Genomic DNA, 12,904 nt, shown 5'->3' with positions numbered 1-12,904 from the left:
GCCGCACAGTCCAAGAAGAATGCCCCGATCTCGGCCGGCAAGTAGATAATCAGGATTGGGAGGGCGATGATGATGGCAGCGATCTACCTGGCTCTGGTGCTGGTCTGTTGATGGCGAGTTGTGCACGGAAGTGCGAACTATGTGATGCCTCCGTTGCGTGCCCCAAACGGCTCGCCTAGGGGCTACTATGAGTAGCCCGTTCGCAAATGCACATACCAACTGCAACGTTGGCGGACCGCCTTGGAGGCCCGTACTTGCAATTACCACTGCAGTTCACCAGCTACGACCCAACCACTGGTGTATCTCTAGCCGAGTTGATCCCATCTCACCAGAATCGGCGTGGCATCTACGTGCTGCACCGCGACGATGGCTGGGAGTACGTAGGCAAGGCAACCGACGTGACAAGCCGTTACAGCGAACATCACGAGATGTGGGGGGATGGCCTCATCAGCATCGACTTCTCTCCAGTGCCCGAGAGTGTGGACGATAAGGGACTGCTTGCGCTTGAAAGCCAGACGCGTGATTGGCGGCGGTCCATGGGCAAAAAGCTTTGGAACGATCAGGACAATCGGGAGACACTGGCCCACCCGCTTCCACCTATAGCAGATGCGGATATAGCCGACGCGCTGTGGCGGGCGATGCACGGTAGTCCGGATGAAGTGTCACAGATGCCCTTCCGAACTGCCGTACTTAGCGGAAAGGTGCCCGCGGCGCGGACTCGGTCCCTGTTGGCGGATCGTCACAGGGGCATCGTTCTCGACGTGCTGGCCCACATCGTGCGCTATGCGCTTCCGAACCCGGCTGTCACCCTCGGGCATCGCTGGAAGGTATCGTCGCCCCAGTCTCACGGGAAGGATGAACCGCGCGATCTGAGGCGTCTGGCGACCATAGCCGTTCAGAACGTGACGTTCGTGCATGTCAGACGGCACGGGAGTGGGCAGTTAGACGTGCGGATCCACTTGTATCCGGAGCACATAGTGAGTCCTCGATACGGGTTCGGACCCGAAGACTACGGGCATATGCTCAGCCACTCTCCGATCCAGCGGGCCGACATGGATCCTGAACTGCTCATCGAGGCGCTGGCTACTGACCGGGTCTTCCGCGCCGCGGCTTTCAGCACGGCCCATCGACTGATGCGTAGAGGTCGACCGACCTATAACTACAGACACGACCCTGCACTGGCCGACGCTGTGTTCGGGCGCATCACCGAGCTCGGCCTGGACGTTCCGTAACCCGTCGAATCGCGCCGGAGGATGGGGTTGCCAGGCTCGACTCGCCAGCGCAGGTATGTCTCGTGTCTTCGGTCCCAGCCAGGGCAAACCGGAAGACACTTCCTGCTGGGCGCGATCCTCAGGGAGCCGCCTACTACCGGCATTCGGAAGACGGAAGACACCCCAATCTCAGAGTTACCTCCACGAGATCCCTGACCGGGGAGCGCCGCGAGGCGCTCCCCGGTTTTTTCGTGCCCGCTCCGCCCGGCCCGGGGGCCCTCCGGCGCCCCGTGCGGGCCTCGTCCGCGACCGGGGCGCACCGTGCCCCGTCCGGTCCGGGACCGGTGGGCCCACAGGACCTCACGGCGGACCGTGTGACAAGCTGGTGCCGTACCGACGACGACCGAAAGGGCAACGCCATGAGCCACAACGACAACACGCCAGACCAGAGCGGCACGGGTGCCGGCGGGTCGTCGAGCTCGGGCCGCCAGGACGTGCCCGAGTACGGCCAGCGCGTGGAGGGAGCCCCCTCCGGTCCCTCCTACGACCCGCCGCGCTACGGCCAGGAAGCACCCGGCGACCAGTACTCTGCACCCCAGTACGGCCAGGGGCAGCAGGGCCAGTACGGCCAGGGTCAGTACGGACAGGACCAGTACAACCAAGGACAGTACCGACAGGACCAGTACAACCAAGGACAGTACCGACAGGACCAGTACAACCAAGGACAGTACGGACAGGACCAGTACGGCCAGGGCTCCTACAACCAGGGCCAGTACGGGCAGGGCCAGTACGGGCAGGACTCCTACAACCAGGGCCAGTACAACCAGGGCTCCTACAACCCGGATCAGTACGGCCAGGGCCAGTACAACCAGGGCCAGCAGGGCTACCAGGGCCAGTACGACATGGGCCAGTACGGGGCGGCGTCCAAGCCCGCGGGCACGGGCCTGGGCATCGCCGCCCTGGTGCTGGGCATCGTGGCGCTGCTGACGTGCTGGTTCGTGCTCGGCATCGTCCCGGGTCTCGTCGGACTGGTGCTGGGCATCGTGGCGCTGCGCAAGCTGGGCAGGATGCCCGGCACGTCCAAGGCGCTGCCGATCATCGGCATCGTGCTCAGCGTCCTGGGGATCCTCGCGAGCATCTTCTTCCTCGTGGTCTACGGGGCGTTTATCGACTCGATCCTCAACGGCGAGTGCGCCCAGTATCTCCAGGCCAACGACCAGGCCGGCTTCCAGCGCTGCCTCGAGCAGGAGTGGGGCGTCAGCACCATGGACCAGTGATCGTCCGGTGACCCGTCCCGCTCGAGCGGGCAGGGCGCACGGAGGGGCCCGCACCGACCGGTGCGGGCCCCTCGCCGTCGCCGGGGCGCTCCGTGCCCGGCGAGCCGGACGCGGTGCGTCAGGAACCGGTGGCGAGCATCCCCAGGACCTCGTCGTGGAGCAGCCCGTTGGTGGCCAGCGCGTTGCCGCCGAAGGGGCCGGGCTCGCCCTCGAGGGACGTGAAGCGTCCGCCGGCCTCCTCGACCACGGGCACCAGCGCGGCCATGTCGTGCAGAGAGAGCTCGGGCTCGCAGGCGATGTCCACGGCGCCCTCCGCGAGGAGGCAGTAGGACCAGAAGTCGCCGTAGGCCCTGGTCCGCCAGACCTCGTCGGTGAGCTCGAGGAAGCGGTCGCGCACCCCGCGGTCCCGCCACCCGGTGAGCGAGGAGTAGGACAGCGAGGCGTCGGAGAGCCGCCCGACCTGGGAGACGCGGATGCGCTGGGCGTTGGCCAGGGACTTGCCGGTGAAGGCACCGGTGCCGGACGCCGCCCACCAGCGGCGGCCGAGCGCCGGTGCGGAGACCACGCCGACCACCGGCCGGCCCTCGTCGACGAGGGCGATCAGGGTGGCCCACACCGGCACGCCGCGCACGAAGTTCTTGGTGCCGTCGATGGGGTCCACGACCCACTGCCGGGCGCCGCTGCCGGTGGCGCCGTACTCCTCGCCGATCACGGCGTCCCGGTTGCGCGTGCGCCCCAGCTGGGCGCGGATGAGCTGCTCGGCCTCGCGGTCGGCGTCGGTGACGGGGGTGAGGTCGGGCTTGGTCTCCACCACGAGGTCCTGGGCCTTGAACCGGCGCATGGTCAGGCGGTCCACGGCGTCGGCCAGGATGTGGGCGAGGCGGAGGTCGTCGGTGTAGTTGCTGGGGCTGCGCATTGGACCAACCTACCCCGAACCCGTCCCGGGCCTGGTCGGACAGGGGCGGAGCTGGGCGGTCCGGCCGGTCACTGGACGCCGAGCTCCTTGTCCTCGCGGGACTCCCCGGGGCGCTCCCCGGCGCCGAGCAGGCGGCGCAGCGAGACCAGCCGGGACTCGCCCGCGTCCCCGGCACGGCCCTGCGCCACCCAGGCGTCGAGGGCGCAGCCGGGGGAGGTGTCCGTGTGCCGGCAGCCCTTGGGGCACTCGGCGATCGCCTCGGCGAGCTCGTCGAAGGACTCCACGATCCGGTCGTGGTCCACGTGCGCGAGGCCGAACGAGCGGATGCCCGGGGTGTCGATGATCCAGGACCCGGGGGAGGCGTCCTCGACCTTCAGGGCCAGGGCCGACGACGACGTGTGCCGGCCCCGCCCGGTCACGGCGTTCACCCCGCCGGTGGCCCGGTCGGCGCCCGTGAGGGCGTTCACGAGGGTCGACTTGCCCACGCCGGAGTGCCCGAGCAGCACCGAGACGCGGCCGTCGAGCCGTTCGCGCAGGGCCTCCACGAGCGCGGGGTCGAGGGGCAGCGTGGTCCCGTCGTCGTCCGCCGGGACGTCCCGGGCGGGGCCCGAGACGAGCACGGGCAGCTCGAGCGCCGTGTAGTGGGAGATCAGCTCGGCAGGGTCCCGCAGGTCGGTCTTGGTGATGCACAGCAGCGGCTCGATGCCGGCGTCGTAGGCGGCCACCAGGGAGCGGTCGATGAAACCGGTGCGGGGCTCGGGGTTGGCGGCGGCCACCACGACCACGAGCTGGTCGGCGTTGGCGACGACGACCCGCTCGACCGGGTCGGTGTCGTCCGCGCTGCGCCGCAGCACGGTGGAGCGCTCCTCGATCCGCACGAGGCGGGCCAGGGTGTCCGGGGCCCCGCTGACGTCCCCCACGAGGCCCACGAGGTCGCCGGCGACCACCGGCCGGCGGCGCAGCTCCTTGGCGCGCACCGCCACGACCAGCCGCTCCCGGGGCGTGTCCTCCTCGAGGATCGCGGTGTACCGGCCGCGGTCCACGGTGACGATCCGTCCCGTGACCGCGTCCTCGTGGGCCGGCCGCTCCTTGGTGCGCGGCCGGGAGCCGGACTTGCTGGGCCGCACGCGCACGTCCGACTCGTCCCAGTCGCGCCGGACGGAGTCCCTACGCGCCACGGTCCGTGCCCGTGAGCTCCGCCCACAGCCGGGGGAACTCGGGCAGGGTCTTGGCGGTGGTCGCGATGTTCTCGACCACGACGTCCGGGACCACGAGGCCGATCACGGCGCCGGCGGTGGCCATGCGGTGGTCCTCGTAGCTCCGGAAGGTCCCCCCGTGCAGGGGCGCGGGCCGGATCAGCAGCCCGTCCGCGGTCTCCTCGGCGTCGCCGCCGAGCCGGTTGATCTCGGTGACGAGCGCCGCGAGCCGGTCGGTCTCGTGGCCGCGCAGGTGCGCGATGCCGCGCAGCCGCGACGGCGTGCCGGCGACCGCGCACACGGCCGCGACGGTGGGTGCGAGCTCCCCGGCCTCGCCGAGGTCGAGGTCGACCCCGGTCACCGCGGCCGGTCCCGTGACGGTGAAGGTCCCGTCCGCGAGCTCCACCGACGCGCCGAACGCCGGGAGGATGTGCTTCCAGTGGTCGCCGCCCTGGGTGGTGCGGGCGGGCCACCGGGGCACCGAGACCCGTCCGCCGGTCACCACGGCGGCCGCCAGGAAGGGACCCGCGTTGGAGAGGTCCTGCTCGATGGTGACGTCGAAGGCCCGCACCGGTCCCGGCGCCACCCGCCACTCGTCGGGGACCGAGTCGTCCACGGAGACGCCCAGGCCGCGCAGCACCTCCACGGTCATCTCGACGTGCGGCATCGAGGGCACGCCGCGGCCGGAGCCGTCGGCGCTGCGGTGGCGCAGCACGAGCCCGTCGTCGAAGCGCGCTCCCGCGAGCAGCAGGGCGGAGACGAACTGGCTCGAGCCGGTGGCATCGATCTCCAGCTCCCCGCCGCGCGCACTACCGGTGCCGTGCACGGTGAAGGGCAGCCGGCCCCGGCCGTCGTCCTCGACGCGCAGGCCGAGGCCGCGCAGGGCGTCGATCACCGGCCCCATGGGGCGCACCCGGGCGCCGGGGTCGCCGTCGAACGTGACCGGGCGCCGTGCGAGGGCGGCGAGGGGCGGGACGAAGCGCATCACGGTCCCGGCCAGGCCGCAGTCGACCACGACCGGCTCCGTGGCGTCCCACGCGGCGGGCTCGACGAGCAGGTCGGGGCCGAAGCCGCCGTCCCCCGGCACCTCCTCGACGTCGGCGCCCAGGGCGCGCAGGGCGTCGACCATGAGCCGGGAGTCCCGGGAGTGCAGGGGCGCGCGCAGCCGGCACGGCCCGTCCGCGAGGGCGGCGAGCAGCAGGTACCGGTTGGTGAGGGACTTCGAGCCCGGGACCGTCAGCTCGGCGACGACGGGGCGGGCGCCGACGTGCGGAGCCGGCCACAGCTCGTGCTGCGGGACCGGCTCCGCCGCGCCGGGACGGGCCACTGGGGTGGAGGACTCCGACGGCTTCACGGCGGGGGGAACCGTGGCCTAGCCCTGCTTGACGGCGTGCTGGAGGGCCTTCTCGGCCTTGGCGACCTGCTTCTGGGTGTCCTTGCCCAGCTTGGAGGCGTTCTTGCGGACGTCCCCGGCGAGGTGCTCGGCGCGCCAGAGCAGGGACGGGTTGCCCTCGGTGTCCACGGCGGCGAGCATGACGGCGCCCACCAGGGAGGAGTTCTTGAAGGCGGTGGAGCGGCGGGCGGCCTTCTGCTCCGCCGTGCCGGCCTCGGCGGCGCGGTAGTCGGCGTAGGCGTTGAGCGCGGTCGTGGTGACGAGCACGCCGGCCGAGAGGCGGGGCAGCTTGCCCAGCCCGAAGAGCACGGCGGCACCGACCTGGGCCGCGGCCAGGCCCTGGGCCACCACGGCGTGGTTCTGCAGCGCGGGACCGGCCTGCGGGAAGGCCTTGGTGGCGGCGGAGATCGCCGGGGCGAGGTGCTGGGCGGCCTGGGAAGAGCTGCGGAAGCTCTCCACCCCGTTGGCGACGTAACCGGTGGCCAGCAGCGGGCGGGCGATGCGACGGACGATGCTCATGGGTTCCTCCTCGGCGGCGGACGGTACCGCGGGGCTGTGTCGGGCGGGTCTGGTGCGGCGCACGGCGCCGCTCGTCCCATCCTAGCCACGGGGACCGCGCACGGGGCGAGCGCGCGGCCACGGCGCCGGGGAATACGCGCGGCGGTGTCCCCCGTTGTGCAGGACAGCGATCGGCCCGGAAGGGGCCGGACACCATCGACGTCCAGCGAGCGGACCCGCACGGCCGGGGGAGAGGAGCAGCCATCACCGCCCCCACGAGCGTTCTCGAGCCGGCCCCGGCCCGCGCGCACCGCCCCGTAGACTGGTCCGTGATGAACGAGCAGAACCAGCAGGGGGCCGCCCCGCAGCGCGCCGAGCCGCCCGTCGACGTCGAGACCGAGAGTCCCGAGGCCCGGAAGGCGCGCTTCGAGCAGGACGCCATGGAGTACGTGGACCAGCTCTACGCCGCCGCCCTGCGCATGGCTCGCAACCCGGCCGACGCGGAGGACCTCGTCCAGGAGGCCTACACGAAGGCCTTCTCGGCGTTCCACCAGTACAAGCCCGGCACGAACCTCAAGGCGTGGCTGTACCGCATCCTCACGAACACGTACATCAACCTCTACCGCAAGCGGCAGCGCGAACCGCTGCAGGCCAACACCGACACCGTCGAGGACTGGCAGCTGCACCGCGCCGAGTCCCACACGTCCTCGGGGCTGCGCTCCGCGGAGGTCGAGGCGCTGGACCACCTGCCGGACAGCGACGTCAAGCGCGCCCTGCAGGAGCTGCCCGAGGAGTTCCGGCTCGCGGTGTACTTCTCCGACGTGGAGGGCTTCGCGTACAAGGAGATCTCCGAGATCATGGACACGCCGATCGGGACGGTGATGTCCCGCCTGCACCGCGGGCGGAAGCTGCTGCGCGAGAAGCTCGCCGACTACGCCGCGGAGCGCGGCTTCGACACGTCCAGGGTGACCGGCGACCAGAAGAAGGAAAAGGACAAGTAGACATGGCCGACTGCGAGAGCCTCGGAGGCTGCACGGACGAGAGGATCCGCCTGATCTACGAGTACCTGGACGGGGTGCTCCCGGCGGAGGACCTCGACGACATCCACGGGCACCTCCTCGAGTGCCGGGAGTGCGCCCGCGAGTACGACCTGGAGTGCGTGATCCGCTCCGTGGTCCGGCGCTCCTGCGCGGAGACCGCGCCGGCGGACCTGCGGGTCTCCATCCTCGCTCGGCTGCACGGCCAGCGCCAGGACCCTCCCGCCGCCTGAGCCCGGCGCCCCGCCCCGGGCACACGGAAGGGCCCCGGACCGCATCAGCAGTCCGGGGCCCTTCCGTCACGGCGTCGCCGGGGTCCGGGAGGACCTCAGGCGTTGGGGCGCTTGCCGTGGTTGGCGCCGCCCTTGCGGCGGTCCTTGCGCTTGCGTCCGCGCTTGCTCATGCGAGCCTCCTGTCTGTCCGCGGTCGTCCGCGGCGGATCGTGGGTGTCGGCGTCCGTTCCCGCGTGGTCGGGTGATGTCGGCGGCGGCCGGACGGGGCACTGCCCGCCATTCTCTCACACGGGGGACGGGCGGGGCTCACTGGGGCTCGGGCAGGTCCAGCCAGTCGTACCAGCCGCGGTGCAGCACGAGCCAGGCCATCAGGCCGTAGCCGGCCTGGCCGGGGTGGCCGTGGTTGGCCGCGAGGTCCTTGCGCCACTGCTCGTGGTGCTGCAGCGGGTTGAACGTGTCCACGTAGACGTGGTTGCGCCGGGTCGTCACGTCCGCGTAGGCGGCCGAGAGGTCCGCGATCCGGCGGTTGCGCTCGGTGTCCATCGTGGGCGGGGGGCCGACGACGAGGACCCGCACGTTGTGCTGGGAGGCGGTGTCGATGATGTTCGCCATGTTCAGCCGGGACCGTGCGCTCGTGATGGACAGGTCGATGTCCAGCGTGGAGGGCGCGATGACCAGGCGGTTGTCGTGGCCCGGGGAGAAGCGGCGGGCCGCCTCCTCGAACCAGCGCTCGTTCAGCGACTCGCTGCCCTCGCCGGGCGCCGCGAGGTTGTAGGCGGACACCGGGGCCACGTGGTGCGGTGTCCGGGCCATGACCCGCCCGAACCAGCCCAGGCCCCGGGGGTCGCCCTCGCCGGCCAGCAGCTCGTCACCGACTGCGACAATTCTGATCCTTCGTTGCTCCACGTCGTTCTTTCTGGTCGGGGGTGCGGGATGTCGGGGGGACGAGCGGCGCCGGCCCGTGGGCACGGGCCGGCGCCGGACTCGCTGGGGACGTGCGGGAGGGCAGGGGCACGGGCCCCCGCCCTCCGGGACCGTCTCAGTCGCGCTCGAAGGCCGTCTGCACCAGGGTCTCGAGCTCCGCCGCGTGGCGCTTGGCCGAGCCGTTGGCCGGGGACGCGGACGCGGGACGGGAGGCCAGCCGGACCGGCCGGTCGAGCTGCGGCACCAGGTTGACGGCCATGAACGGCCAGGCGCCCTGATTGGCGGGCTCGTCCTGGGCCCAGGTGAGCCGGGCCTCCGGGTACTTGCCGAGCTCCTCACGGATCTCCGCGAGGGGCAGCGGGTACAGCTGCTCCACGCGCACGATCGCCGTGCTCCGGTCCTGGCGCTCCTCGCGGGCCGAGACGAGGTCGTAGTAGAGCCGGCCGGAGACCAGCACCACGTCCGTGACCTCGGAGGCCTCCAGCCCCGCCTGGTCGCCGATCACCGGGCGGAACGCCCCGGACGTGAACTCGTCGATCGGGGAGGCCGCCGCCTTGAGGCGCAGCAGCTGCTTCGGCGTGGCCACCACCAGCGGCTTGCGCGGGCGGCTGTAGGCCTGCCGGCGCAGCAGGTGGAAGTGGTTCGCCGGCGTCGAGGGGTTGGCCACGACCATGTTCTTCTCGGCGCACAGCGTCAGGAAGCGCTCGATGCGGGCGGAGGAGTGGTCCGGGCCCTGCCCCTCGAACCCGTGCGGCAGGAGCATGACCAGCGAGGAGCGCTGGCCCCACTTCTGCTCGGCGGAGGAGACGAACTCGTCCAGGATGATCTGGGCGCCGTTGACGAAGTCGCCGAACTGGGCCTCCCAGACGGTCAGGGCCTCGGGGCGCTCCACGGAGTAGCCGTACTCGAAGCCCAGCACCCCGTACTCGGACAGCAGCGAGTTGTAGATCGCCAGCTGCGCCTGGTTCCCGGAGAGGTGGTTGAGCGGGGTCCACTCCGCACCCGTGCCGGCGTCGTAGAACACGGCGTGGCGCTGGGTGAAGGTGCCGCGCCGGACGTCCTGGCCGGACATCCGGACCGGGATGCCCTCCATCATCAGGGACCCGAAGGCCATCAGCTCGCCCATGCCCCAGTCCACGCCGCCCTCGCGGGTCATCGCCTCGCGGCGCTCGAGCAGCTTGCGCAGCTTCTTGTGCACGGTGAAGTCCTCGGGGACCTCCAGGTGCACCGCGCCGATCCGCTCGGCGGCCTCGCCGGAGATCGCCGTGGTGCGCGGGATGGACACCCCGGAGTCGGCCTGCTGGGCGGAGGGCCGCTCGATGTTCGAGATCGCGGCGGAGTCCCCGGTGACCAGCGGGATGGAGGAGGTCTGCGCCTCGTGGGTCTCGGCGAAGACCCGCTCCAGCCGCTCCTGGTAGTCCTTCAGCGCCCGGTCGGCCTCCTCCTGGGTGATGTCGCCGCGGCCCACGAGGTTCTCGGTGTAGATCTTGCGGGTCGAGCGCTTCTCCTCGATGAGGTTGTACATCAGCGGCTGCGTCATCGAGGGGTCGTCGCCCTCGTTGTGGCCGCGGCGCCGGTAGCACACGAGGTCGATGATGACGTCCTTGTGGAAGGCCTGCCGGTACGCGAACGCCATCTGGCCCACGTGCGTGACGGCCTCGGGGTCGTCGGCGTTGACGTGGAAGATCGGCGCCTGCAGGCCCTTGGCGATGTCCGTGGCGTACGTGGTGGACCGGGCCGCGGCGGGCGCGGTGGTGAAGCCCACCTGGTTGTTCACCACGACGTGGACGGTGCCGCCCACCGTGTAGCCGGGCAGCAGGGCCATCTGCAGGACCTCCGCGACCACGCCCTGGCCCGCGAAGGCGGCGTCGCCGTGCACCTGGATGGGCAGCACGGGGTAGGTGCCGTCGCCCTCGGGGCCGGCCCCGAGGACGTCGGTCTTGGCCCGGGCGATGCCCTCGACGACCGGGTCGGCCGCCTCGAGGTGGGACGGGTTGGCGGCCAGGTAGACCTGGGTCTCGTTGCCGTTGTCGGAGGTGAAGGAGCCCTCGGTGCCGAGGTGGTACTTCACGTCGCCGGAGCCCTCGGTGGTGCGCGGGTCCTGGCTGCCCTCGAACTCGCGGAAGACCTGGGCGTAGGACTTGCCGGCGATGTTGGTGAGCACGTTGAGCCGGCCGCGGTGGGCCATGGCGATGCCCACGCCGGCGAGCCCGGCGTCGGCGGCGTCGGAGATGATCTCGTCCAGCAGCGGGATCAGGGACTCGCCGCCCTCGAGGGAGAACCGCTTCTGGCCCACGTACTTGGTCTGCAGGAACGTCTCGAAGGCCTCGGCGGCGTTGAGCCGGCCGAGGATGCGGAACTGCTCCTCGCGGCTGGGCTTCTGGTAGCCGTGCTCGAGCTGGTCCTGGAACCACTCGCGCTCCTCCGGCTCCTGGAGGTGCATGTACTCCACGCCGACGGTGCGGCAGTAGGCGTCCCGCAGCCGGCCGAGGATGGTGCGCAGGCTCAGCACGTCCGCGCCGCCGAAGCCCCCGGTGGGCCACTCCCGCTCCAGGTCCCACAGGGACAGCCCGTACGTGCGGATGTCGAGGTCCGGGTGCTTGCGCATCACGTACTCGAGCGGGTTGGTGTCCGCCATGAGGTGCCCGCGGACCCGGTAGGCGTGGATCAGCTGCTGGATCCGGGCGACCTTGTTGACCTGGATCTCGGGGTTGACCTGGTTGTCCACGGCCCAGCGCACGGGCTCGTAGGGGATCCGCAGGGCCTCGAAGATCTCGTCGTAGAAGTCCTCCCCGCCCAGCAGGTAGGACTCGATCAGGCGCAGGAACTCGCCGGAGCCCGCGCCCTGGATGACGCGGTGGTCGTAGGTCGAGGTCAGCGTGATGATCTTCGAGACCGCGTGCCGCGCGATCGTCTTGGGGGAGGAGCCCCGGTACTCGGCGGGGTGGTCGAGCGCGCCCACGCCGACGATGCACGCCTGCCCCTTGGACAGGCGGGGCACCGAGTGCACCGTGCCGATGCCGCCCGGGTTGGTCAGGGACACCGTGGTGCCCTGGTAGTCCTCCATGGTCAGCTCGTTGGCGCGCGCGCGGCGGACGACGTCCTCGTACGCGTTCCAGAACTGCATGAAGGACATGTCCTCGGCGCCCTTGATGTTCGGCACCACGAGGTTGCGGGAGCCGTCCTTGTTCGGGATGTCGATGGCGATGCCGAAGTTGACGTGGGCGGGGTGCACCGCGACGGGCTTGCCGTCCTGCTCGTCGTAGACGACGTTCTGGGACGGGTAGTTGGCCAGGGCCTTGATCACCGCGTAGCCGATCAGGTGCGTGAAGGACACCTTGCCGCCACGGTTGCGGGCGAGGTGGCTGTTGATGACGATGCGGTTGTCGATCAGCAGCTTCGCCGGGACGGCGCGGACCGTGGTGGCGGTGGGCACGGTGAGGGACGCGTCCATGTTGGCGGCCACGGCCTTCGCGGGCCCGCGCAGCTTGACGACCTTGTCCTCGGCCGGCGCGTCGTGGTTGGGGGCCGTGGCGCGGGCGCGGGCGGGCTGGGCCGGGATGGGCCGCTTCGCCTCCGTGGTATCGGCCTCGCCCTGGTCGGTCTCGGGCCGGCCCTCGGCCTTGGCACCGGACTTGCGGGGGGCGGGCGCCGCGGCGGGCTTCGCGGCCGGCTTCGTCGCCGGCGCGGAGGCGGCCCGGTCAGCGGTCCCGGACTCGGCCCTGGGGGCCTGGGGGGCGGCGGGGGCCTTGGAGGCGGTGCCCTCCGGGGCCTTCTCCTTCGGGGAGGACGCAGGGGCCTTCTCCTTGGAGGAGGACGCCGGGGCCTTCTCCTCGGGGGAGGACGCCGGGGCCTTGCTCTGCTGCTCCGCGGGGGTGCCGTTGTCCGCGCTCATCGACTCGAAGATGGGCCACCACTTCTCGTCCACCGAGTTCTTGTCCGTCCGGTACTTCTCGAACAGTTCGTCGACGAGCCACTCGTTACCTGCGAATTCTTCAGGGATGGGGTGCTGTGGCTGATGTGGCACGGGGAATACGCCTCTTCCATGGTTGATCGCGTGGAGGCCGTCTGCCCGGTCTCCACAGTGTCGGTCCCAGCAGCGTCCGGACCCGCCGCCGGTGTTCGTCGCCGGCCGTCTCCCGCGACAGCCGCCGGCGTCCGCCTCCGGACCGGCCGGACGGTCGTCGACCGGGCGCGGCCGTACCTCCGGCGAGTCTAG

The 12,904-nt window shown here is 71.2% G+C and carries 11 protein-coding genes; 4 read left to right on the top strand and 7 right to left on the bottom strand.

Features of this window, described 5'->3' with window-relative positions:
* Positions 1 to 254 precede the first annotated feature (254 nt).
* Both AVL61_RS17955 and AVL61_RS13025 read left to right on the top strand, forming a co-directional pair.
* On the top strand, positions 255 to 1,232 hold the full coding sequence (locus AVL61_RS17955; protein WP_157571422.1) for a GIY-YIG nuclease family protein: 978 nt from the start codon (positions 255 to 257) through the stop codon (positions 1,230 to 1,232).
* Between the two features lie 398 nt (positions 1,233 to 1,630).
* Entirely contained in the window at positions 1,631 to 2,488 is an 858-nt protein-coding gene (locus tag AVL61_RS13025; RefSeq protein ID WP_157571421.1) for a DUF4190 domain-containing protein, read from the top strand.
* 118 nt (positions 2,489 to 2,606) lie between these two features.
* Here the strand turns inward: AVL61_RS13025 and hisN are convergent, their stop codons facing one another.
* The 4 genes from hisN to AVL61_RS13005 form a co-directional block, all read right to left on the bottom strand.
* A complete protein-coding gene (gene hisN, locus AVL61_RS13020; protein ID WP_058874741.1) occupies positions 2,607 to 3,404 on the bottom strand; it encodes a histidinol-phosphatase in 798 nt (265 codons plus the stop codon).
* A 68-nt stretch (positions 3,405 to 3,472) separates the two neighbouring features.
* The gene (rsgA, locus tag AVL61_RS13015) at positions 3,473 to 4,582 is read right to left on the bottom strand and encodes a ribosome small subunit-dependent GTPase A (protein ID WP_058874740.1); all 1,110 of its coding nucleotides are present in this window, start codon (positions 4,580 to 4,582) and stop codon (positions 3,473 to 3,475) included.
* Positions 4,572 to 5,954 carry a 3-phosphoshikimate 1-carboxyvinyltransferase gene (gene aroA, locus AVL61_RS13010; protein WP_082697146.1) on the bottom strand — a complete coding sequence of 461 codons (1,383 nt, stop codon included), beginning with the start codon at positions 5,952 to 5,954 and terminating at the stop codon, positions 4,572 to 4,574. Before aroA ends, rsgA begins: the two co-directional genes overlap by 11 nt.
* A gap of 18 nt (positions 5,955 to 5,972) precedes the next feature.
* On the bottom strand, positions 5,973 to 6,512 hold the full coding sequence (locus AVL61_RS13005; protein ID WP_058874738.1) for a DoxX family membrane protein: 540 nt from the start codon (positions 6,510 to 6,512) through the stop codon (positions 5,973 to 5,975).
* A gap of 311 nt (positions 6,513 to 6,823) precedes the next feature.
* On the opposite strand from AVL61_RS13005, the gene AVL61_RS13000 reads away from it, so the two are divergent.
* Both AVL61_RS13000 and rsrA read left to right on the top strand, forming a co-directional pair.
* Positions 6,824 to 7,492: a sigma-70 family RNA polymerase sigma factor gene (locus AVL61_RS13000; protein ID WP_058874737.1), complete on the top strand. Its 669-nt coding sequence runs from the start codon at positions 6,824 to 6,826 to the stop codon at positions 7,490 to 7,492.
* A 2-nt stretch (positions 7,493 to 7,494) separates the two neighbouring features.
* Positions 7,495 to 7,761, top strand: a complete 267-nt coding sequence (gene rsrA, locus AVL61_RS12995; protein ID WP_058874736.1) for a mycothiol system anti-sigma-R factor — start codon at positions 7,495 to 7,497, stop codon at positions 7,759 to 7,761.
* A 95-nt stretch (positions 7,762 to 7,856) separates the two neighbouring features.
* Here rsrA and AVL61_RS18740 read toward each other — a convergent pair whose 3' ends face one another.
* From AVL61_RS18740 to AVL61_RS12985, 3 genes are all read right to left on the bottom strand, one after another.
* On the bottom strand, positions 7,857 to 7,931 hold the full coding sequence (locus AVL61_RS18740; protein ID WP_095343185.1) for a 50S ribosomal protein bL37: 75 nt from the start codon (positions 7,929 to 7,931) through the stop codon (positions 7,857 to 7,859).
* Positions 7,932 to 8,067: 136 nt separating this feature from the next.
* Entirely contained in the window at positions 8,068 to 8,667 is a 600-nt protein-coding gene (locus AVL61_RS12990) for a GDSL-type esterase/lipase family protein (protein ID WP_058874735.1), read from the bottom strand.
* Between the two features lie 133 nt (positions 8,668 to 8,800).
* A complete protein-coding gene (locus AVL61_RS12985; protein ID WP_058874734.1) occupies positions 8,801 to 12,712 on the bottom strand; it encodes a multifunctional oxoglutarate decarboxylase/oxoglutarate dehydrogenase thiamine pyrophosphate-binding subunit/dihydrolipoyllysine-residue succinyltransferase subunit in 3,912 nt (1,303 codons plus the stop codon).
* Positions 12,713 to 12,904: the final 192 nt, after the last annotated feature.

Origin of the sequence: Kocuria rosea subsp. polaris (assembly GCF_001483755.1) — a bacterium.
Classification (GTDB): domain Bacteria; phylum Actinomycetota; class Actinomycetes; order Actinomycetales; family Micrococcaceae; genus Kocuria; species Kocuria cellulosilytica.
Note: the sequence above shows the minus strand (reverse complement) of the source record. Positions and strands in the feature narration are given on the sequence as shown.

Coding starts and splice junctions, on each gene's coding strand:
- hisN (WP_058874741.1), bottom strand. CDS start 3,404: ATGCGCAGCCCCAGCAACTACACCGACGACCTCCGCCTCGCCCACATC.
- rsrA (WP_058874736.1), top strand. CDS start 7,495: ATGGCCGACTGCGAGAGCCTCGGAGGCTGCACGGACGAGAGGATCCGC.
- AVL61_RS13025 (WP_157571421.1), top strand. CDS start 1,631: ATGAGCCACAACGACAACACGCCAGACCAGAGCGGCACGGGTGCCGGC.
- AVL61_RS13000 (WP_058874737.1), top strand. CDS start 6,824: ATGAACGAGCAGAACCAGCAGGGGGCCGCCCCGCAGCGCGCCGAGCCG.
- AVL61_RS13005 (WP_058874738.1), bottom strand. CDS start 6,512: ATGAGCATCGTCCGTCGCATCGCCCGCCCGCTGCTGGCCACCGGTTAC.